This is a genomic window from Rahnella perminowiae (assembly GCF_019049695.1).
In the GTDB taxonomy this organism is placed as follows: domain Bacteria; phylum Pseudomonadota; class Gammaproteobacteria; order Enterobacterales; family Enterobacteriaceae; genus Rahnella; species Rahnella perminowiae.
Genome location: NZ_JAFMOT010000160.1, coordinates 23,143 through 43,047, shown reverse-complemented (window position 1 = coordinate 43,047; position 19,905 = coordinate 23,143). Strand labels below are relative to the sequence as shown.

Annotated in this window: 22 protein-coding genes; 15 read left to right on the top strand and 7 right to left on the bottom strand. The window is 56.3% G+C overall.

Annotation, left to right across the window (positions count from 1 at the left end; translation table 11 throughout):
* Positions 1-108 precede the first annotated feature (108 nt).
* From J1781_RS05670 to puuE, 3 genes are read left to right on the top strand one after another with little or no spacing between them, the layout of a single operon-like run.
* Complete coding sequence (locus J1781_RS05670) at positions 109-843, top strand: GntR family transcriptional regulator (protein WP_217137909.1); 735 nt, start codon at positions 109-111, stop codon at positions 841-843.
* Positions 843-1,601: an aspartate/glutamate racemase family protein gene (locus J1781_RS05665; RefSeq protein WP_217137908.1), complete on the top strand. Its 759-nt coding sequence runs from the start codon at positions 843-845 to the stop codon at positions 1,599-1,601. Before J1781_RS05670 ends, J1781_RS05665 begins: the two co-directional genes overlap by 1 nt.
* Positions 1,594-2,532 carry an allantoinase PuuE gene (gene puuE, locus J1781_RS05660; RefSeq protein WP_217220862.1) on the top strand — a complete coding sequence of 313 codons (939 nt, stop codon included), beginning with the start codon at positions 1,594-1,596 and terminating at the stop codon, positions 2,530-2,532. Before J1781_RS05665 ends, puuE begins: the two co-directional genes overlap by 8 nt.
* 635 nt (positions 2,533-3,167) lie before the next feature.
* Here the strand turns inward: puuE and hpxZ are convergent.
* The 4 genes from hpxZ to J1781_RS05640 are packed head-to-tail and all read right to left on the bottom strand — an operon-like array spanning position 3,168 to position 6,822.
* A complete protein-coding gene (gene hpxZ / locus J1781_RS05655) occupies positions 3,168-3,551 on the bottom strand; it encodes an oxalurate catabolism protein HpxZ (RefSeq protein WP_129955035.1) in 384 nt (127 codons plus the stop codon).
* 53 nt (positions 3,552-3,604) lie between these two features.
* The gene (locus tag J1781_RS05650) at positions 3,605-5,008 is read right to left on the bottom strand and encodes an AtzE family amidohydrolase (protein ID WP_217233310.1); all 1,404 of its coding nucleotides are present in this window, start codon (positions 5,006-5,008) and stop codon (positions 3,605-3,607) included.
* Positions 5,005-5,199, bottom strand: a complete 195-nt coding sequence (gene hpxX, locus J1781_RS05645; protein WP_129955037.1) for an oxalurate catabolism protein HpxX — start codon at positions 5,197-5,199, stop codon at positions 5,005-5,007. The genes J1781_RS05650 and hpxX overlap by 4 nt, the downstream gene beginning before the upstream one ends.
* Before the next feature lie 36 nt (positions 5,200-5,235).
* Positions 5,236-6,822 (bottom strand): gamma-glutamyltransferase family protein, encoded by a 1,587-nt coding sequence (locus J1781_RS05640; protein WP_129955038.1) that lies wholly within the window; start codon positions 6,820-6,822, stop codon positions 5,236-5,238.
* 191 nt (positions 6,823-7,013) lie between these two features.
* Between J1781_RS05640 and J1781_RS05635 the strand changes: the two genes are divergently transcribed.
* The 9 genes from J1781_RS05635 to uraH all read left to right on the top strand — a co-directional run bounded on the left by J1781_RS05635 (position 7,014) and on the right by uraH (position 14,369).
* A complete protein-coding gene (locus J1781_RS05635) occupies positions 7,014-7,853 on the top strand; it encodes a MurR/RpiR family transcriptional regulator (protein ID WP_129955039.1) in 840 nt (279 codons plus the stop codon).
* 258 nt (positions 7,854-8,111) lie between these two features.
* Positions 8,112-8,903, top strand: a complete 792-nt coding sequence (locus tag J1781_RS05630; protein WP_129955040.1) for a transporter substrate-binding domain-containing protein — start codon at positions 8,112-8,114, stop codon at positions 8,901-8,903.
* Positions 8,904-8,926: 23 nt separating this feature from the next.
* Positions 8,927-9,595, top strand: coding sequence for an amino acid ABC transporter permease (locus J1781_RS05625; protein WP_129955041.1), 669 nt, complete (start codon positions 8,927-8,929; stop codon positions 9,593-9,595).
* Entirely contained in the window at positions 9,592-10,245 is a 654-nt protein-coding gene (locus tag J1781_RS05620; RefSeq protein WP_323054862.1) for an amino acid ABC transporter permease, read from the top strand. Before J1781_RS05625 ends, J1781_RS05620 begins: the two co-directional genes overlap by 4 nt.
* Positions 10,245-10,997, top strand: coding sequence for an amino acid ABC transporter ATP-binding protein (locus J1781_RS05615; protein ID WP_129955042.1), 753 nt, complete (start codon positions 10,245-10,247; stop codon positions 10,995-10,997). Before J1781_RS05620 ends, J1781_RS05615 begins: the two co-directional genes overlap by 1 nt.
* An 18-nt stretch (positions 10,998-11,015) precedes the next feature.
* Positions 11,016-12,254 carry a (S)-ureidoglycine--glyoxylate transaminase gene (locus J1781_RS05610; RefSeq protein ID WP_217233309.1) on the top strand — a complete coding sequence of 413 codons (1,239 nt, stop codon included), beginning with the start codon at positions 11,016-11,018 and terminating at the stop codon, positions 12,252-12,254.
* Positions 12,254-13,528, top strand: a complete 1,275-nt coding sequence (gene hpxK / locus J1781_RS05605; protein ID WP_217233308.1) for an allantoate amidohydrolase — start codon at positions 12,254-12,256, stop codon at positions 13,526-13,528. The genes J1781_RS05610 and hpxK overlap by 1 nt, the downstream gene beginning before the upstream one ends.
* Positions 13,525-14,022, top strand: coding sequence for a 2-oxo-4-hydroxy-4-carboxy-5-ureidoimidazoline decarboxylase (gene uraD, locus J1781_RS05600; protein ID WP_129955045.1), 498 nt, complete (start codon positions 13,525-13,527; stop codon positions 14,020-14,022). The genes hpxK and uraD overlap by 4 nt, the downstream gene beginning before the upstream one ends.
* Positions 14,019-14,369, top strand: a complete 351-nt coding sequence (gene uraH / locus J1781_RS05595; protein ID WP_129955046.1) for a hydroxyisourate hydrolase — start codon at positions 14,019-14,021, stop codon at positions 14,367-14,369. The genes uraD and uraH overlap by 4 nt, the downstream gene beginning before the upstream one ends.
* 12 nt (positions 14,370-14,381) lie before the next feature.
* Here the strand turns inward: uraH and J1781_RS05590 are convergent, their stop codons facing one another.
* Positions 14,382-15,650 (bottom strand): glutamine amidotransferase-related protein, encoded by a 1,269-nt coding sequence (locus J1781_RS05590; protein WP_217233307.1) that lies wholly within the window; start codon positions 15,648-15,650, stop codon positions 14,382-14,384.
* Between the two features lie 223 nt (positions 15,651-15,873).
* On the opposite strand from J1781_RS05590, the gene J1781_RS05585 reads away from it, so the two are divergent.
* Positions 15,874-16,380 carry a DUF1993 domain-containing protein gene (locus J1781_RS05585; protein WP_129955048.1) on the top strand — a complete coding sequence of 169 codons (507 nt, stop codon included), beginning with the start codon at positions 15,874-15,876 and terminating at the stop codon, positions 16,378-16,380.
* 98 nt (positions 16,381-16,478) lie between these two features.
* Here J1781_RS05585 and J1781_RS05580 read toward each other — a convergent pair whose 3' ends face one another.
* Positions 16,479-17,252: an amidohydrolase gene (locus tag J1781_RS05580; RefSeq protein WP_217233306.1), complete on the bottom strand. Its 774-nt coding sequence runs from the start codon at positions 17,250-17,252 to the stop codon at positions 16,479-16,481.
* Positions 17,240-18,400 (bottom strand): pyridoxal phosphate-dependent aminotransferase, encoded by a 1,161-nt coding sequence (locus tag J1781_RS05575; RefSeq protein WP_129955050.1) that lies wholly within the window; start codon positions 18,398-18,400, stop codon positions 17,240-17,242. Before J1781_RS05575 ends, J1781_RS05580 begins: the two co-directional genes overlap by 13 nt.
* A 207-nt stretch (positions 18,401-18,607) precedes the next feature.
* Between J1781_RS05575 and J1781_RS05570 the strand changes: the two genes are divergently transcribed.
* Entirely contained in the window at positions 18,608-19,222 is a 615-nt protein-coding gene (locus J1781_RS05570; protein WP_129955051.1) for a methylthioribulose 1-phosphate dehydratase, read from the top strand.
* Positions 19,219-19,905: an acireductone synthase gene (gene mtnC / locus J1781_RS05565; RefSeq protein WP_129955052.1), complete on the top strand. Its 687-nt coding sequence runs from the start codon at positions 19,219-19,221 to the stop codon at positions 19,903-19,905. The genes J1781_RS05570 and mtnC overlap by 4 nt, the downstream gene beginning before the upstream one ends.

Here is a 19,905-nt window from a genome sequence, read left to right as displayed (position 1 = left end):
GCAGTCACAGGAGCACTGCATGAATCAGGCCAAATTTCATTTTTTGTATACAAAAAATCACTTTCATGTATACGATTAATCTCTCGAACGGTATACGGAGTAACGGCAATGACCAGTTGGAACGGGCTGAATACGGCCTATTTTACCGAGGATAAGGACGACCATATTTATAACGCGCTGGTGAAATCTATCGTGGAACACCAGCTTTTACCGGGCAGCAAATTGCCGGAAGAAGCGCTGGCAGAGGTGTTTTCAGTCAGCCGCACGGGGATCCGCCGTGTCCTGCAGCGCCTTGCTGCAGTGCAACTGGTGACGTTATTGCCCAAGCGTGGTGCGCATGTCACCACCCCGGATGCGGAAGAATCGCGCGATGTGTTCGCGACCCGTAAAATCCTGGAGTGCGCCAACCTGCCGCTGGTCATCGCTCATTGCCAGTCGCCACATCTGGTGGCGCTGAAAAAACTGGTGCAGGAAGAAAAGCGTGCTCACGATGAACGTAATGGTGCCGCTGCGATCCGCCTTTCCGCCGCGTTCCACGTTCAGCTTCAGGCCATTTCCGGTAATAAAGTACTTACTGAGTCTGTCTCGCAACTGACCCTGCGTTCCTCGCTGGCGATTGCCGCCTGGGGTGCACCGTGGCAGCAGGGTTGCCGTTGTCATGACCATGATGACCTTATTGAACTGCTGAAAAAACGCGATGTTGCCGGGCTGACCGCAAGCATGGCACACCATTTCGACAGCATCGTGGCCAGCCTGCACTTTGAGCAGCACAGCGGGCAGATACCCGATTTTGCGCAGATTTTTGCCACGCACAAACCCGTTACCGGCAAGGAATCAGGCTGATGGTCAAATCACTTTGTATACAACTGATCAACCCGAATACCAGCCAGGCGATGACCGGGATCATGGCACAAACAGCCCGTTCGGTTGCGGCGCCGGAAACAAACATTCTGGCCGTTTGCCCTGAAGAAGGTGCACCGTCAATTGAAGGGCATTTCGATGAAGCGATTGCCGCGCTGGGCGTATTACAGCAGATAAAAGCGGGGCGCGATGCCGGTGTCGACGGGCATATTATTGCCTGTTTCGGTGACCCGGGATTACTGGCCGCCCGCGAGCTGGCGCGTGCACCGGTGATCGGTATTGCCGAAGCGGCGATGCATCTGGCAACGATGCTGGCGACGCGATTTTCTATCGTGACCACTTTGCCGCGTACGCTGACAATCGCCCGGCATTTGTTGCATCAGTATGGATTCGAACGCCATTGCGCGGCTTTACACGCTATCGATCTGCCGGTGCTATCGCTGGAAGACGGCAGCGGGCTGGCGCAGGAAAAAGTCCGCAGGCAGTGTATCGCGGCGAAAAAATCTGACGGCAGCGGAGCGATTGTCCTCGGCTGTGGCGGAATGGCTGATCTGGCGCAGGAACTGACACTCGAGCTGAATATGCCGGTAATCGACGGCGTCAGCGCGGCGGTCAAAATGGTCGAGTCACTGGCTGCTCTGCGTCTGACGACCGGTAAACATGGTGATCTGGATTATCCCCTTGAAAAACCCTTGTCTGGCCGCTTTGCCGGGCTGAATCTGAGAGATAATTATGTCTGATTTTGAGTACGGTTTTACGGATGCCTATCCGCGCGATTTAATCGGTTACGCCGGACGCCCGCCGCATGCCAACTGGCCGGGCAACGCCCGCATTGCGGTGCAGTTTGTTCTCAATTATGAAGAGGGTGCCGAGAACAACGTTTTGCATGGTGATGCAGGTTCCGAACAATTTTTATCGGACATCATCGGTGCCGCCAGTTTCCCTGACCGCCACATGTCGATGGATTCGCTGTACGAATACGGCTCGCGTGCCGGTTTCTGGCGCATCCACAATGAGTTTCAGAAACGCGGCTTACCGCTGACCGTTTTCGGCGTGGCGATGGCACTGGCCCGCAATCCGGAAATCGTCAGCGCGATCAAGGCGGCGGATTACGACGTCGTCAGCCATGGCTGGCGCTGGATCCATTATCAGGACATGAGCAAAGCCGGGGAGGCGGAGCACATGCAAAAAGCGATTACCGTTCTGCGCGATTTGTTCGGTAAAGCACCGTCCGGCTGGTATACCGGACGCGACAGCCCGAATACGCGCCAGCTGGTGGTAGAGTCGGGTGGGTTCCAGTATGACAGCGATTATTACGGCGATGATCTGCCGTTCTGGACGCCGGTCAAACTGGAAAATGGTGAAACGAAACAGCATCTGGTGATCCCCTACACGCTGGAGACCAACGACATGCGTTTTGCCTCCCCGCAGGGGTTCAACACGGGTGAGCAGTTTTACACTTATCTGAAAGACACGTTTGACGTGTTGTACGAAGAAGGCAAAACCTCGCCGAAAATGATGTCGGTCGGGATGCACTGCCGGATATTGGGCCGCCCGGGGCGGTTTCGGGCTTTACAGCGGTTTCTCGATTACATCGGGTCACATGAGAAGGTATGGGTGTGTAAACGGCAGGACATTGCCGACCATTGGGTGAAACATTTCGGTGTTTAATCGCGACATTCAAAATCAAAACCTTGGGCTCGCCGCCCAAACTGGCCTTAAGGGGCGCCTATCGCCGCACCCCTTAAGAATCCCAGGCTCTTTCACTGCGCGCTCTGCTCGTTGGCTATGTTTCATAAGCCATAGCGATAGCCGCAAAATCCCGCCGCTCCGCGGTGCCCTCCGTTCGGGTTACAACCCGCGCAAAAAGACGCGCGGTTTTCCACCTCTCCTCCGGCGCGATTTTGGAACCGGCCTCAGGCTTCAACTTCACAACCTCACTATATTTTTTTAAAAAGCCCACGGGCGATTCAGAAATCTTGCTGAACGGAGCGGCTTCGAGACCTATGGCTCGAAGACCGAGAGAAGGAACCGCAGAGCGGCAAGATTTCCAGCCTGTCACGGTGGTAACTGGAACATAGCCAGCGAGCGAAGCGCGTGTTGTAACAGCGAGGGGAAATCCAAAAGGGGAAAAGCACTTTCCCCTTTTGGGCGGTTTCGGCGCAGCGCGATAAGTGATCGCTATTATTGAGAAACCGAAATTATCACCGTTCAGATTTCCCCTCGGTGGTAACCAAAACTCCCCTTCGGTGAAACCGGAAAAAAGTTTCCTCAGCTTTCCAAAGCTGAACCGCCCAATGGTTCGGTCAAACCATCAGACTCACATGGGCCGCCACAATCTTCCATCCACTTGGCATCTTCACCCACGTTTGCTGCTGACGGCCAATCTTGTCGCTGCCTTCCCGGCGGAATTCCGTACTGGCGACCGCCATGTCGTCGCCAAAAGTGGTGATGGTGGTATTGACCAGTTCCCGGTCTAACCCTTGTGACGATCGTGCTATGCGGAATGCGCGGATGGCGTCAATGCCGTAAAGATTTTCTCCCGCGCCGTAGCGCACGGTACGCGGGTCGTGCCAGAACAGTTCGTCGAGGACGGCGGTATCGTTAGTGATCAGCGCCTGTTCATAGCGATAAAATGCCGCGTTCATTTCGGCAAGGATTGCCGGGCGGTCGATATGTTCAGTTTTCATAGTGACTCTCTTTACTCTTTTCACTTCACCCTGGAAAACGGGGATGCAGGCTGTCAGGCGGGCATCACCGGAGAACTGCTGACTTTCACGATCCCCTGCTGCTCAAGCGCCCGGGCAGCGCGCAGGCAAAGGTCTTCGCGCCACGGTGGCGCTATCAGTTGTAATCCTATCGGCAGACCGGTTGATGTGGTGACCGGCACCGTTACCACCGGCAGGCCGAGGAACGAAATCGGCTGCGTCAGCATACCCATACTGGCACGCGTTGGCAGATCCTGACCGTTGATGTGAAAGGTTTCCTGACCAATGAAGGTCGCCGGACACGGTGTGGCAGGCGCGATCAGAATGTCCCAATGATCGAACAAGGACAAGATTTGCTGCTGAAACTGCTGACGGAAACGCTGTGCCTGAACATACCATGCCGCCGGGATCATCGCCCCCGCCAGTAAGCGCTCGCGCGACAGCGGCTCAAACTGTTCCGGTATGCTGCGCAGTTTTGGCAAATACTGATTGCCGCCCTCCGACGCACTGATAATAAACGCAGCGGAACGCGCCAGTTCGGCCTGTGGCATTTCAATTTCTTCCTGCGCTCCCAGTGCCTGCGCGACCTGACATACGGCTACTTTGGCGTGATCATCGCACCAGGTGGAAAAATATCCGCCCAAAACGGCACTGCGCAAACCTTCCTGCCCGCGTTTAAGCAGTGAAAATGTCCCGGTCACAGGCTTATCGGCCTGGAAGTGATCCTGCGGATCCGTGCCCTGAATGGCATCATAAACCTGCGACAAATCTTCGCTGCAACGGGCCATCGGCCCGATGTGATCGAGGCTGGCAACAAACGGCTGGCTGCCGCGACGTGAAATCCGCCCGAAGGTGGGCTTCAGGCCCAGAATACCGCTTAACGAGGACGGCACGCGGATCGAACCGTTGGTATCGCTGCCGAGGCTGAAATGTACCAGCCCGGCAGCGACGGCAGCGGCCGAACCGCCGGAAGAGCCTCCGGCCACACGCGACAGATCCCGCGGGTTACGGGTGGTGCCATAATGGCTGTTTTCCGTGGTGAAGCCGTACGCGTAAGCATCCATATTCAGCATGCCGGAAAGCATTGCACCCTGTGAGGTCAGGCGTGAAACCGTCCAGGCGTCCTGACGTGCGGCGGCATTGTTGCTGTTAAGGCTTGCGCCTGCCAGCGTCACTTCCCCGGCCACGTCCAGCAGGTTTTTCACTGCATAAGGAATACCCGCCAGCGGAGGCAATGTTGCGCCGCTGGCCCGGATTTTATCAACTTTTGCAGCTTCACTCAGCATGCGTTCACGGGTGATATGCGTATAAGCATTGATGACCGGATTCGCCTGTTCAATGGCATCAAGCGCGAAAGTGGCTATTTCCCTGGCGGAGATATCCCCCTGCGCAAGTGCCCGATGTAACTGGCTTATCGTAAAGTGATCAAGCGATTTCATGCGCGATATACCCCGGCAATCTCCAGTCGGGCATCGAGCGGTAAATCCATCAGGGGTTGCGCCATTTGGGCGATGCGGCTGAACTGCACCAGCAATTCCTGACGACGTGCGTCGTCGAGTTCCAGCGCCAGAACGGATTCCATCTGGCAGATATAGGCGGCCCAGCTGGTCGCTGCGGATGTCTCTTTCATGCTGCTTCCTTATCAATTTTCATGAGCGAACTCTGATCAAAATCCGGCTGCGCTGCCGTTGCTGCGCGGGTCGGAGGCCCCTTCAAACATGCCGTTGGTATGGCGGACGATCGCGCCTGCGTGGCCGACGGCTTCGCTGAAATCTGGCAACAGTTCGACGTCGTGACCACGCTGTCTCAGGCCCGCCAGCGTCGGATAGGCAAAACGGCTTTCCAGTTTCAGTGAATCCGAACTCTCGCCCCAGGTACGGCCAAGCAGCCAGCGCGGGCCGCTGATCGCCTGCTGTAACGATTGTCCCTGGACCACATGGCGGATAAACACGGCGGCCTGCGTCTGCGGCTGTCCGTCTCCCCCCATTGAGCCGTAAACCATCGTACGCCCGTCATATAAGCGTGCGGCGGCAGGATTAAGGGTATGGAACGGTTGTTTGCCCGGTGCCAGCGCCAGTAAATGTCCTGCATCGAGGCTGAAGGACGCGCCACGGTTTTGCCACAACACGCCGCTGCCCGGCAGCACCACGCCACTGCCGAACTCGTGATAAATACTCTGGATAAAAGAAACGGCCAGTCCGCTGCTGTCCATCACACCCATCCAGACGGTATCGCCCGGTCCTTTACCTTTGCCCCAGTCGGCAGCGCTGTGGGGTTTGATGCGGGTGGCGAGGGCATCCAGATATTGGGGATCCAACAGGCTCTGGGCATCCTGCGTCATCATGCGCGGATCGGTGATAAAACGGTCACGCAGGCCGAACGCCAGTTTGGTGGCTTCAACAATGCTGTGAATCGTCGCACTTTCATCCAGGGTTTCCAGCGGCAGGCGGTCAGTCAGGCCGAGGATCGCCAGTGAAACCAGCCCCTGCGTCGGCGGTGTCAGGTTGTAGATTTCGCCTTTACTGTGTTTGAGCCGCAGCGGCACACGACGCTGGGGCTTGTAAGCCGCGAGATCAGCGCGGGTGACCGGCATGCCGAGCTTTTCCATGTCGGCGGCCATATTGTCGGCCAGCTCACCACGATAGAAACTGTTCAGCCCGTCCTCGCACAGCATCGATAATGTCTGCGCCAGTTGCGGCTGGGTAAAGCGATTTCCGGCGCGGGGGACATCGCCATTAGGCAGAAAAACGTCGGCGAAGGTGCTGAAATTTTCAAGTTCGTGTTGTTTGGCACGGGTCGCAGCTTCCTGCGAGGCCGTTACCGGAATGCCGTCAGCAGCGTAACGAATGGCATCACGCAGCAGGCGGGAGAGCGGTTTTTGCTCGCCGCCAAATTCAGCCGACACATTCAGCGCTTCCTGCCAGCCGCCGACAGTGCCTGCGACTGTCAGCGCGGCTTTTGGTCCCCGATGCGGAATATGCGTTTCACCGGCATAGAAATCGAGAGTGGCGAGGGAGCCTGCGGCACCGCTGGCATCTATCGCCACCGGGTTTCCCTGCGGTGGCACAATCAGCCAGAAGCCATCGCCGCCCAGACCGTTCATGTGCGGATAGACCACGGCAATTGTCGCGGCCGCCGCCACCATCGCCTCGATGGCATTGCCGCCTTCGCGCAATACTGCAAGCGCACTCTGGCTCGCCAGATGATGGGGTGTGACCGCCATGCCCAGCGGCGCGCTGTTACTGTTAATCATGCGATGTCCTTTTTGAAACGCTTTTTTTATGCTGCCCGCGCATGCAGGGATGTGGGCGCGTAGGGATAAAGTTAAGCAAGAGGTGTTCCACATCGGCAGAATCTTCACGCTTTCACTCATAATTTAGCTTGCATTGGCAAGCATAGTGCATGGTATGTTCCGCTGAAACATTGGTTACAAAAGGGACGGGGATGAAACAGATTGATGAACGTCTGCGTGACCATTACGCAGAACTGACGCCGCAGGAACAGCGGGTGGCCGACTTTATTTTTGCCAGTATTGACGACCTGATGAGTTATAACAGCGCCGAACTGGCACGGCTGAGCGGCGTGTCGAAAGCCACGGTCAGCCGGCTGTTCAAGCGCCTGGGATATCCGAGTTACCGTGACATGCGCGATGAAATGCGCACCCTGCGCCAGAGCGGTATGCCGCTGACGGACAGTCGCGATGCGGTGCAGGGCAACACTTTGTTATCGCGGCATTATAAGCAGGAAATGGCCAACCTGACGCAGTGGATTAATCAGATTGATGGCGTACAGTTTGGCGCGCTGATCGCCGCCCTCAGTCAGGCGCGGCAGGTGCGCCTGCTGGGCTTTCGCAACAGTTATCCGGTGGCGCTGCATTTGCGTCAGCAACTGATTCAGGTACGCACTGGCGTGATGATGATGCCGCAACCGGGCCAGACGCTGGCTGAAGAACTGGTGGATCTGACTGTGCAGGATGTGGTGATTTTCGTCGCCTTCCGCCGCAGGCCGCGCATGGCGAAGGCAGTTCTCACGCAATTACAGACGATGGGCGTGCCGGTGTTGTTGATCTGCGAGCCGCAGGCCCAGACGCTGATCCCACTGGCAACCTGGCATCTGGCCGCGCCTCTCGACAGCGTATCGGCGTTTGACAGCTATTCTTCCGCCATGAGTCTGGCGAATTTACTCAGCAACGCATTGCTGCACGAGATGCTCACCTCAGGCCGGCAGCGCATTCATCAGATAAGCGATTTGTATAACGATCTGGATGAGCTTGAGCAGCGCTGATTCCCGTTTGCAGAACAAACTGAGCGCTTTTCTGGTGCTTTTGCACATTTTTAGTGCGTCATGATTGTCTTCTTTTCAGTCCTTTTGCCCTGGTTCAGGGCAAAAAAATCCCTCCTTATCGTATCCTCCGTTTTCTAATTCCTTGTGGCACCGTGATTTTGTCCGCATTTTTTTCGCTGTGCTGGTTTTGGCACATTCGTTGCAGAGTTATAAATATAAGAATCTATCGTTTCAAAAACCTTTCACCGGAGATAATCTATGAACATGAACAAACGGCTGTTGATGTGGGCAGGTGCGGCAATGTTGGTGCTTCAGGCATCTGCCGTCATGGCCGATCAGTTACAGGATATTCAGAAACGCGGCGTACTGCGCGTGGCCGTTCCTCAGGATTTCCCGCCGTTTGGTTCGGTGAGCAAGGACTTGCAGCCGGAAGGGTATGACATCGATATGGCACATTATCTGGCCGATAAGATGAAACTTAAGTTGCAACTGGTGCCGGTCACCAGCGCCAACCGCGTACCTTATCTGCAAACGGATAAAGTCGATCTGGTGATTTCAAGCCTGGGTAAAAATCCTGAGCGCGAAAAAGTCATCGATTTCAGCAATGCCTACGCACCGTTCTTCCTCGGCGTGTTTGGTGCGCAGGGGGACAAACTGTCCGACCTGAAAGCGCTGTCCGGTAAAACCATCGGCGTGACCCGTGGTGCCGTGGAAGATCTGGCACTGACAGACGTGGCGCCGAAAGATGCCAAAATTCAGCGCTATGAAGACAACAACACTACGCTGTCTGCATACCTGTCCGGTCAGGTGGAATACATCGCCACCGGTAACCTGGTGGTGGCAGCCATTGCCCGCATGAATCCGGCCAAGGCACCGGTTTCCAAAGTGATGCTGAAAGATTCGCCGTGCTACGTGGGTCTGCGTAAAGACGAACCTGCGCTGAAAGACAAAGTGAATGCACTGATCGCCGAAGGCATCAAAGACAAGACGCTGAATACGCTGTCTGAAAAATGGATGAAGGCACCGCTGCCTGCTTCCATCGGCGCGTAATCAGGGTTTGACGGAGATGTTTCATGACCTATCAGCTTAACTTTAGCGCGCTATGGCCTTATATGCCGGAACTGCTGGCCGGTTTATGGACCACCATTGAGCTGACGGTAATGGCAACGGTTGGCGGTGTCGCAATCGGCATTTGCGGCGCGGCCATCCGCTGCGGCAACCATAAAACCCTGCGTGCGGTATGGGGCGTGTATGTCGAAGCCATCCGTAATACGCCGTTTGTGGTGCAGTTATTTTTCATTGTCTTTGGCCTGCCGGCTATCGGCCTGAAAATGACCGCCGGTGAAGCGGCGCTGCTGGCGATGCTGATTAACCTCGGTGCGTACAGCACGGAGATTATCCGCGCCGGTATTCAGGTGACGCCGAAAGGCCAGTGGGAAGCCGGACGTGTGCTGGGATTAACCCGCAGCCAGACGTTCCTGCGTATCGTGCTGCCGCCGTCGCTGAAACGCATTTATCCGTCGCTGGTCAGCCAGTGCATTATCGTGATGCTCGGGTCTTCTGTGGTCTCGCAGGTGTCCTATGAAGAACTGACGTTTGCCGCAAACTTAATTCAGTCGCGTACATTCCTCAGTTTTGAAGTGTATCTGGTCACCACGTTGTTCTATTTGATGCTGTCCGTCGCAATGCGTCAGTTGCTGCTGCTGGCCGGACGCCGTGTCTTTGGGAGTGAAAACTCATGATGACCTTTACCGACTGGGACATTGTGCGCAATCTCCTGCTGGCGGCGCGCTGGACATTGTTGCTGTCGCTGACTGCCTTTATTGGCGGTACGCTGGTGACGTTGCCGTTGCTGCTACTGCGTCTCACCAAACGCCGCTGGCCCGGAAGGTTTGTGCGTCTTTATGCCGAGCTGTTTCAGGGCACGCCGTTGCTGATGCAGTTGTTCCTGGCTTTCTTCGGGCTGGGTCTGTTTGGGATTGATGTCAGCCCGTGGACTGCTGCCGCGCTGGCGCTGACGCTGTATACCAGCGCTTATCTGGTGGATATCTGGAGCGGCAGTATTGCCGCGTTACCGAAAGGCCAGTGGGAAGCATCGCGTTGTCTCGGGTTGAATTTCGGCCAGACGCTATGGCGGGTGATCACCCCGCAGGCGCTGCGCATTGCCATCGCGCCGACCGTCGGATTTTCCGTGCAGGTGGTGAAAGGTACCGCGCTGGCTTCGATTATCGGTTTTGTCGAACTGACCAAAGCCGGAACCATGCTCAATAACGTGACGTATCAGCCGTTCAAAGTGTTTGGATTAGTGGCGCTGGGCTACTTCCTGATGTGCTATCCGCTGTCCCGTTACAGCCAGCATTTAGAAAAATCATTGCGTGGAGAGAAACAGTAATGCCGCTGATCACCATCAATCAGGTTCAGAAATTTTACGGCCAGAACCACGTACTGAAAGGCGTGGATCTGGATATCGACAGCGGCGAAGTGATTTCGATCATCGGTCGCAGCGGTTCAGGGAAAAGCACGTTGTTGCGCTGCATGAACGGGCTCGAAGGTTATCAGGAAGGCAGCATTAAACTGGGCGGAATGACCATTACCGACCGCGATTCCCAGGCGCGTGATATCAGCCGTTCCGTGGGCATGGTGTTCCAGAGTTTTAATCTTTTCCCGCACATGACCGCGCTGGAAAACGTCATGCTGGCACCACGCCGGGTGCTGAAAAAATCTGCCGCTGAGTGCCGTGAACTGGCCGCACAGATGCTGGCGAAAGTGGGCCTCGCGGATCGCATGGATTATTACCCGTCCAGCCTTTCCGGCGGTCAGCAGCAACGCGTGGCGATTGCGCGTGCGCTGGCGATGAACCCGAAAGTGCTGTTGTGTGATGAAATCACCTCAGCGCTGGATCCGGAATTAGTCGGCGAAGTACTGAAAGTGCTCGAGCAACTGGCGAAAGAAGGCATGACGCTGGTACTGGTGACGCACGAAATGAATTTTGCCCGCGAAGTGGGCGACCGCGTGGTGTTTATGCATCAGGGCACCGTGTGGGAACAGGGCGAAAGCCGGACGTTGTTTGCCAATCCGCAAACCCCCGAGCTGAGACAATTTATCGCATCCGTACGCGGCTTAAATGAGGCTGCAGCAAGCTAACATTGTAAAGGATTAACTATGTCAGATTTCATCTCTCCCGGACAAATCAACCCGCCAACCCGTCTGCTGATGGGGCCGGGACCCATCAATGCCGATCCGCGCGTGCTGCGGGCGATGGCGAGCCAGCTGGTCGGGCAATATGATCCGGTGATGACCGGCTACATGAACGAAGTGATGGCGCTGTACCGTGCGCTGTATAAAACCGAAAACCCGTGGACGTTCCTGATCGACGGCACCTCACGCGCCGGTATTGAAGCCGTGCTGCTTTCCGGTATCCGTCCGGGCGACAAAGTGCTGGTGCCGGTATTTGGCCGCTTCGGTCATTTGCTGTGCGAGATTGCCCGCCGCTGCCGCGCCGAAGTGCACACCCTCGAAGCGCCGTGGGGCGAAGTGTTTGACCCGCAGCAAATCGAAGATGCGATTAAATCGGTGAAACCGCGCTGGCTGCTGACCGTGCAGGGCGACACCTCCACCACCATGTTGCAGCCTCTGGAGCAACTGGGGGAAATCTGCCGCCGTCACGGCGTCCTGTTCTACTCCGATGCCACGGCGTCCTTTGGTGGTAACCCGCTGGAAACCGATGCCTGGGGGCTGGACGCCGTTTCTGCCGGTTTGCAAAAATGCCTCGGCGGCCCGTCAGGCAGCTCACCGGTCACCATCAGCCCGCGCTTTGAAGAACAAATCCGCCGCCGTAAATGCGTCGAGCAGGGCATCCGTACGGCGGATCATGCTGACGGTGACGAAGAGATGATTTACTCCAACTATTTCGATCTGGGCATGATCATGGATTACTGGGGGCCGGAGCGTCTGAATCACCATACCGAAGCCACCAGCATGTTGTTCGCAGCCCGCGAATGCGCACGCATTATTCTGGAAGAGGGGCTGGATACCGGTATCGCACGCCACAAGTTGCACGGTGGCGCATTACTGGCCGGCATTCAGGGCATGGGACTGGAAGTGTTCGGTGACCTGAATAACCGCATGAGCAACGTGCTCGGCGTGGTCATTCCGCCGGGCGTTCATGGCGAACAGGTTCGCCAGATCATGCTTAATGACTTCGGCATTGAAATCGGTACGTCATTTGGCCCGCTGGCCGGGAAAATCTGGCGCATCGGCACCATGGGCTACAACGCCCGTAAAGACTGTGTGCTGCAGACGCTGGTGGCGCTGGAAGCGGTGCTTAACCGTCTGGGCTTTGCGTCGAAATACGGCGCAGGGGCGCAGGCCGCCTGGGATCATTACGCAGGAGGTCAGTAATGGCTGAAGCCTTTACGCTGGCTGCGGTTTCAGAAAGCGCAAAGCTTGCCGCTGAAAGGGTGATGGCGCGTTGCGACGCACTGGCCACCATCAGCGAAACGCCGGGGCAACTGACCCGCGTGTATCTTTCGCCGGAGCATTTGCAAGCCAATCGTCTGGTGGGCGAATGGATGAGCGCCGCCGGGATGCGCGTCTGGCAGGACAGCGTCGGCAATATCTGCGGGCGTTATGAAGGGCTGGATGCGTCGGCACCGGCCATTTTGTTGGGATCACATCTTGACAGCGTGCGTAATGCCGGCCGTTATGACGGCCCGCTCGGCGTGCTGACCGCGCTGGAAGTGGTGGCGCATTTGCATCAGAACGCCATCCGTTTACCGATGGCGGTGGAAATCGTCGGGTTCTGCGATGAGGAGGGCACACGTTTTGGCATCACGCTGCTTGGCAGTCGCGGACTGACCGGCACCTGGCCCGCCGACTGGCTGGAACGTCAGGACGCGCAGGGTATTACGGTTGCTCAGGCGATGCGTCACGTCGGGCTGGATCCGCTGAATATCGGCGCATCACAGCGTGCGGTCAGCGATTTTTGCGCCTATCTGGAATTGCATATTGAGCAGGGCCCGTGCCTGCAAACGGCGGACGTGCCGCTCGGCGTGGTCACGGCGATTAATGGCGCGCGTCGCCTTAATTGTGAATTCACCGGTCATGCGGGTCATGCCGGCACCGTACCAATGGGGCAGCGTCAGGACGCGCTGACTGCGGCAGCCGAATGGACACTGGCCATCGAAAGCATCACCACCGCCACCGGTCGCAATACGGTGGCAACCGTGGGTACGCTGGAATGTCTGCCGGGCGCGGTGAATGTCATTCCGGGGCAGGTGAAATTGTCGCTGGATGTGCGCGGACCGCGTGATGGCGATGTATCTGCATTGCTTGAAACACTGCTGGCGAAGGGCCGTGAGATTGCTACACGTCGCGGGCTGACGTTTGCCTGCGAACAGTTTTACAGCATCAGCGCGACGGAATGTCACGCCGGTTTACAGCATCGTCTCAGCCAGAGCGTTTTACACTTGCAGGGACAGGCGATGTCGCTGCCAAGCGGCGCAGGGCACGACGCGATTGCTATCGCCGAATGCTGGCCGGTCGGCATGTTGTTTGTGCGCTGCAAAGACGGCATCAGCCATCATCCCGATGAGTCTGTTACCTCCGGTGACGTGGCATTCGCGGTGCAGGCATATATTAATACTGTGCTGAGTTTTGGTGAGGGACATTTATGACACCGGAAGCGTTCAATGCGTTATCCGAAACCGAAGCCGTTTCCCTGTTGCGCCCGCTGGTCGGTATTCCGGCCTGGGCGAAAACGGTCAGTGAGGCGCGGCCTTATTCTTCTGTGGAAGATGTGCTGCGCTGTGCCGAAGCGGCCTGTGACAACTGGACGCAGGAAGACATTGCCCGCGCGCTGTCTGCGCATCCGCGCATCGGTGAACGGGCCAGCGGCACCGGCAAAGAAGCGCAGCTTTCCCGTGGCGAACAGGCGACGCTCAATATCAGCCAGCAGGCAGTGATTGATGCGTTGCATGACGGTAATCTGCGTTATGAGCAGCGCTTCGGACGGGTATTTTTGATCCGCGCCAAAGGGCGCAGCGCAGAGCAGATTCTGGATAATCTGCAACGGCGGCTACAGAATTTACCGGACGATGAAGATCGCGAAACGGCGCAACAACTCAAAGAAATTACCTTGCTGCGTTTAAAGGAGATATTTCAGTCATGACCTCTGTTTCTAAAACGAAAGTCACCACCCATATTCTCGATACGTCGTCAGGGCAGCCTGCGGCCAATGTGCGCGTCTGGCTGGAAAGGGTGGAAGGGCACAACATCACGCTTGTCAGTGAAACCCAAACGGATGCCGATGGTCGTGCCGCAAAATTAACACCGGAACCGGTCGCCTCAGGGCATTACCGCTTGTGTGCGGATATCGGCGCGTATTTTGCCGCCACCGGTCGTGAGACGCTTTATCACTCGGCGATCATTGATGTGGTGATCGCCGGTGAACAGGATCATTACCATCTGCCGCTCCTGATCAGTCCTTATTCCTGCTCCACCTATCGCGGCAGTTAGACGGCGTCGTCATCAGCCCATCAGCCTGTGCGGATGTTTTAAACGCACGCTTTTGGTCAGTGCAGCGTGACTGACATCGCGGTCACGGTTGCACTGACGCACCTGTTGCAGAAACGCCATCAGCAGCGGATTGGGCCGCTCGCGTCGTGACGTCAGCTCCGGTTGCCCCTGAACGCCTATAAAGAACGGATGATTGTTCAGCTCAACAGCCTGCGCCTGTTCACCACTTTCGTCATACCCTGAAACGTTCAGCCCTGCGCTTTCAAGCTCCGCCAGTAAATGCGGATTCAGATAGCGGCGCTGGTTGTAGCGCAGCAAAAATTCATTGCCCGTTTTATTGGCCAGCAGGGTGCCGCGGCGGGTGATGACCGGATGATTTCCCAGACGGGGCTGGGTGTGTTCGGCCAGCGGTAAACCGGTTTGCAGGCTGCCGAGCGTTGACGGCCCGTGCATGACTACACGTTCCTGTCCGAGCACTTTCTGCCCCAGCGCAGTGATCATCTGATGCATGCCCTGATTAATCCCTAACACCGGGGTCTGGTTTTCCAGTGCCCAGGTGGCGGTTGCCAGCGGTCCGGCCTGCGCATCGCTGCGGGTGATCGTTGCGCCCGGGAAGATAATGCCGTCGATGTCAGCCAGTGTGCAATCAAGCTGGCTGCCCAATAACGTGGATGTCACATAGACAACATCAATGTTCATTGCCAGTGCATCGGCGGCGTCTCCCAGTGCAGCGAGCATTGCCGGATAACTGTCGCGCTGCTCGCTAAAATCCCCCACCAGTGCCACGCGCAGGGTTTTTCCTGCCCGCATGACCGGCTGTGAAACCGAACCTAATGCCCAGCGGCCAAAGGCATCGCGTCCCCAGCCGTTACTGCGAATTTTGCCGGTGATGCAGTCTTCCAGCTGGAATTTATCCTGATTGCGCACCACGGTTAATGATTCAGTTTCAATGCCCTGTGCTGTAATGAATGCGTTCAACTCTGCGGATAACGGTTCACGCAAGGGCACGACGATATCTTCTTTAAGTGCCCGATAAATCAGGGATTCAATGCCGGATTCCTCACCCGCATCACGCCCGGTCAGGCGCTCCAGCCACACCAGCCCGCTGGTTATTGCCTGTCCCTGCGCCGTCACGTGCTGGCGCGCATTCGGGTAACGTTGCGCATCATGACTGACGGGAAAATGACACAGCGGCAAAGCGCGTAGCTCAGCAAGTATCGCTGCCATCGCGCCGTACAACGCGGGTTCGGGCGTGGAGTGTGCAATAAAGGTGATGGTCATCAGGGGTCCTCTGTCAGATGTTTTTGCGGGAGTAGGAAATGCAAGAATTGATCCACCCGGGATTGTTTTTACATGCGCTGACAAAAAGAGCGGCGCACGTCGCAAACCTGACGTTCCGCCATCCTTCACTGCTATAAAACGTCACGCTGTTCAGACCGGAACGCGCTAAGGTAGCGCCGGTTGTTCTAAGTTGTTCTAACCCGTCATTCACTGAGGAAGCATCATGTCAGCATCGCTTTATGGCAGTACAGCGGCACAGTTTGTTCGTGGTTTACAGAATCTTTCAGCATTACTGGAAAAGGGCGAGGCATGGGCAAAGGAAAACGGCAAATCAGAAGAAGAAGTCCTGAATACCCGTCTGGCAGAAGATATGTATCCGCTGGCGCGTCAGGTGCAGATCACCAGTGATATGTCGAAAGGCGCGGTTGCCCGTCTGGCTGGTATTACCGCGCCGGCGATGGAAGACAACGAAGTGACGTTTGCCCAATTGCAGGAACGTATCGCCAACACACTGCGTTTTATCGAAAGCGTGGACGCACAGCAACTGGAAGGCGATGAATCCCGTGAGATCGTGGTGAAAGGCAGAAACCGTGAAATGAAATTTACTGCACACAGCTACGTGACAGTATTTGCCATACCTAACTTCTATTTCCATATCACCACGGCGTATAACATTCTGCGCCATCTGGGCGTGAATATTGGTAAAGCGGACTTTATCGGCGGAAATTAACCGCGGCGGCCACCCAACAGAACGGTATAAAGTAAAAATGCCCCGGCAGAGACGTCCGGGGCATTTGTTTGTGAAGGCTGTTTAAGCGCTAAACCTTCTTAATCATGAAGCAAAAAAGTATCGGCATCACGCCAGGCCGGGAAGGTTTCGCGGTAATCCTGTAGCGCTTCGAGCGACAACTCGGCATCGATAATCATCGCTGAGCCCGGCTCAGCACGCGCCAGTTCTTCACCCTGCGGATTAAAAATCAGGCTGTCACCGCTGTAGTAATGGCCGTTGTCATCGTGGCCGACACGGTTGCAACCGGCAACATAAGCCTGATTTTCAATCGCACGGGCGGCAAGCAATGTCTGCCAGTGGCGGCTGCGCGGTGCCGGCCAGTTGGCGACGTAAAGTGCCAGATCGTAATCCTGCCGGTTGCGTGAATACACCGGGAAACGCAGGTCATAGCAGACTTGCGGCAGAATACGCCAGCCGCGCCATTCCACGGTTTCACGACGTTTTCCCGGCACATAATAATTGTGTTCACCCGCCATACGGAACAGGTGGCGTTTATCGTAAAAATGCACTTTACCCTGCGGTTCGACCAGCAGAAAACGATTCACTGCGCCTTCCGTGGTGCTCAATGCCACGCTGCCTCCGATCATTGCACCGAGCTGTTTCGCCCACTGTTGCAGCCATTGCACGACACGCGATTCAGGCAATGCGCTGCCCGGTGCCTGCATGGCGAAACCGGTGGTGAACATTTCCGGCAAGACAATCAGGTCGCGTGCGGTCAGGGCACCGAGCAGGCCGTCGAAGTGTGCGAGGTTAGCCTCGCCGTCCAGCCACACCAGTGGCTGTTGCAATACGGACAGTTTTAAAGTTGACACAGGCGCTCCGAAGCCGCGTCCAGTGTAGCTTCCTGTTTGGCGAAGCACAGCCGGATCAGTTTATGTGGGAAAGGCGCGGCGCAGAAAACCGACATCGGAATGGCCGCCACACCGGCATGTTCAGTCAGCCAGTGGCAGAATGCAACATCATCTAAATCGGAAACGTCACTGTAATCGGCCAGCAGGAAATAGGTGCCCTGACCCGGCAAGACCTTCAGACGGCTGTTAGCCAGCCCCTGCGCGAGACGGTCACGTTTAGCCTGATAAAAGGCCGGTAATTCCTGCCAGTGTTCCGGCGCTTCACGCAGCATATCCGCCAGCGCCAGCTGAACCGGCGTGGTGATGGAGAAGGTGAGGTACTGGTGAACCTTGCGCAGTTCAGCGCTGATTATCGCCGGTGCCACGCAATAGCCCACACGCCAGCCGGTCATGTGATACGTCTTACCGAACGACGACACGGCAATGGCGCGCTGACGCAGTTCCGGATGACGCAGCACACTGGCGTGACCTTCCGGCGCAAAACAGATGTGCTCATACACTTCATCGCTCAGCACGAAAATGTGCTTATCCGCAATGCTCTGCCAGAGCTGCTCAATGTCGCTGTGGCTCCAGACGGTGGCCGACGGATTATGCGGCGTGTTGATGATCACAAGCTTTGTGCGATCAGTGATGTGATCTGCGAATTCCGCCCAGTTAACTTTGAATTCCGGTGGCTGCAACTGAATACGTTTCATTACGCCGCCCGCCAGTTCTACCGCCGGAGCATAGCAGTCATAGCTCGGATCGAAAGCAATCACTTCGTCACCTTCCGATACCAGCGCGGTGATGGCGATATACAGCGATTCTGTCGCACCCGCCGTGATGGTGATGTCGGTGGTGGCATCCGGTGCATAGCCGTAAATCTGTTCGGTTTTGGTGGCAATTGCCTCACGCAGCTGTGCCGTGCCGGTCATCGGGGCGTACTGGTTCGCGCCCTGGCTGACGTGATAAGCCAGACGGTTTTTCAGGTATTCGGGGCCGTCGAAATCAGGGAAACCCTGCGACAGGTTAATGGCATTGTGTTTCTGCGCCAGTGCACTCATTTGGGTAAAAATGGTAGTGCCTAAAGCAGGAAGTTTACTTTCGGGGATCAGTGCTGCTGTGCTCATGGCGGGTCAGTACTCCTGGACCGTTGACCTGACAGGCGTCAGGTGTGCAAATAGCGATGTTGCTCACAATATAACACGATGTTAATATTTGGCAATCGAGACGCTTAGATGGCTAAATGCCAATTCGGTCTAAGCCGCATAACATTGAATATATCGTCAGTTTCATCCCGAACTTCGTCCCTCAACCCACAGCTTTTCAGGAATACGATGACAGAGAATTTGCAACTGGGCGCGCTGCTGGCGGCCTGTCACTGGATTGGACAGAAGGGCTGGAGCCCGGCGACGGGCGGCAATATGTCCGTGCGCGAAGGCGATGCCCATTGCCTGATCACTGAATCGGGAAAAGACAAGGGATCACTGACCGCAGAAGATTTCCTGCGGGTGGAACTCGACAGTGGCCTGGCACCCGGCGGACGTCGTCCTTCAGCGGAAACCGGGCTGCACACCATGCTGTATTCCCGCTATCCTGAAACAGGCGCGGTGCTGCATACCCATTCGGTCAATTCGACGGTGTTATCCCGGGCAGAACGCAGTGGTGTGCTGGTGCTGGAAGGTTATGAGATGCAGAAATCGCTCAGCGGCCAGACCTCGCACCTTGATCAGGTGGTGATCCCGATTTTCGACAACAGCCAGGATATTGCTGCGCTGGCGCAGAAGATCATGACGTCAGCGGAGCACACGCCGTTGCAGTATGGTTTTTTGCTGCGTGGCCATGGGCTGACGTGCTGGGGGCGGGATGTGGCCGAAGCGCGCCGCCATCTGGAGGGGCTGGAGTTTTTATTCCAGTGTGAACTGCAACGTCGCCTGCTGGAGGCTAAATGATCCGCGCTATTGTCACTGATATTGAAGGCACCACCACGGATATCCGTTTTGTACACCAGGTGTTATTCCCCTATGCCCGGCAGCGTCTCGCCGACTTCCTGCGCCATGAGCATGAACAGCCGGACGTCGCCGCTGCCCTGGACGCTTTACGCGCTGAAATCGACCGGCCACAGGCCAGCGTCGAGGCGCTGATCGAACAGCTCTTTACGTATATGGATAACGACGTGAAATCGACGTCGCTGAAAGTATTGCAGGGCATCATCTGGCGTACCGGCTATGAAAACGGTGATTTTCGCGGACATCTGTATGCCGATGTCGCGCCGCAGCTGGAAGCGTGGAAAGCGGAGGGGCTGCAACTTTGCGTGTATTCCTCAGGTTCGGTAGACGCGCAAAAGTTATTGTTTGGCTACAGTGATGCCGGTGATTTAACGCCGCTGTTCAGCAGATATTTCGATACCCGCGTCGGTGCCAAGCGTGAAACGGAATCGTATCAGAACATCGCTGAACAACTGATATTGCCGCCGCAGGATTTACTCTTTTTATCGGACATTCGTCAGGAGCTGGACGCCGCGCGTTTAGCGGGCTGGAATACCTGTCAGCTGATCCGCGATGACGCTGATGAACTCAGCGATCATCTGCAGGTTAATCGTTTTGATCAGATAGCCTTAGAAACATTCTTATAA

Coding starts and splice junctions, on each gene's coding strand:
- mtnC (WP_129955052.1), top strand. CDS start 19,219: ATGATCCGCGCTATTGTCACTGATATTGAAGGCACCACCACGGATATC.
- J1781_RS05650 (WP_217233310.1), bottom strand. CDS start 5,008: ATGAAATCGCTTGATCACTTTACGATAAGCCAGTTACATCGGGCACTT.
- puuE (WP_217220862.1), top strand. CDS start 1,594: ATGTCTGATTTTGAGTACGGTTTTACGGATGCCTATCCGCGCGATTTA.
- hpxX (WP_129955037.1), bottom strand. CDS start 5,199: ATGAAAGAGACATCCGCAGCGACCAGCTGGGCCGCCTATATCTGCCAG.
- J1781_RS05590 (WP_217233307.1), bottom strand. CDS start 15,650: ATGACCATCACCTTTATTGCACACTCCACGCCCGAACCCGCGTTGTAC.
- J1781_RS05610 (WP_217233309.1), top strand. CDS start 11,016: ATGTCAGATTTCATCTCTCCCGGACAAATCAACCCGCCAACCCGTCTG.
- uraD (WP_129955045.1), top strand. CDS start 13,525: ATGACACCGGAAGCGTTCAATGCGTTATCCGAAACCGAAGCCGTTTCC.
- hpxK (WP_217233308.1), top strand. CDS start 12,254: ATGGCTGAAGCCTTTACGCTGGCTGCGGTTTCAGAAAGCGCAAAGCTT.
- J1781_RS05665 (WP_217137908.1), top strand. CDS start 843: ATGGTCAAATCACTTTGTATACAACTGATCAACCCGAATACCAGCCAG.
- J1781_RS05585 (WP_129955048.1), top strand. CDS start 15,874: ATGTCAGCATCGCTTTATGGCAGTACAGCGGCACAGTTTGTTCGTGGT.
- J1781_RS05620 (WP_323054862.1), top strand. CDS start 9,592: ATGATGACCTTTACCGACTGGGACATTGTGCGCAATCTCCTGCTGGCG.
- J1781_RS05570 (WP_129955051.1), top strand. CDS start 18,608: ATGACAGAGAATTTGCAACTGGGCGCGCTGCTGGCGGCCTGTCACTGG.
- hpxZ (WP_129955035.1), bottom strand. CDS start 3,551: ATGAAAACTGAACATATCGACCGCCCGGCAATCCTTGCCGAAATGAAC.
- J1781_RS05670 (WP_217137909.1), top strand. CDS start 109: ATGACCAGTTGGAACGGGCTGAATACGGCCTATTTTACCGAGGATAAG.
- J1781_RS05615 (WP_129955042.1), top strand. CDS start 10,245: ATGCCGCTGATCACCATCAATCAGGTTCAGAAATTTTACGGCCAGAAC.
- J1781_RS05625 (WP_129955041.1), top strand. CDS start 8,927: ATGACCTATCAGCTTAACTTTAGCGCGCTATGGCCTTATATGCCGGAA.
- uraH (WP_129955046.1), top strand. CDS start 14,019: ATGACCTCTGTTTCTAAAACGAAAGTCACCACCCATATTCTCGATACG.
- J1781_RS05635 (WP_129955039.1), top strand. CDS start 7,014: ATGAAACAGATTGATGAACGTCTGCGTGACCATTACGCAGAACTGACG.
- J1781_RS05630 (WP_129955040.1), top strand. CDS start 8,112: ATGAACATGAACAAACGGCTGTTGATGTGGGCAGGTGCGGCAATGTTG.
- J1781_RS05575 (WP_129955050.1), bottom strand. CDS start 18,400: ATGAGCACAGCAGCACTGATCCCCGAAAGTAAACTTCCTGCTTTAGGC.
- J1781_RS05640 (WP_129955038.1), bottom strand. CDS start 6,822: ATGATTAACAGTAACAGCGCGCCGCTGGGCATGGCGGTCACACCCCAT.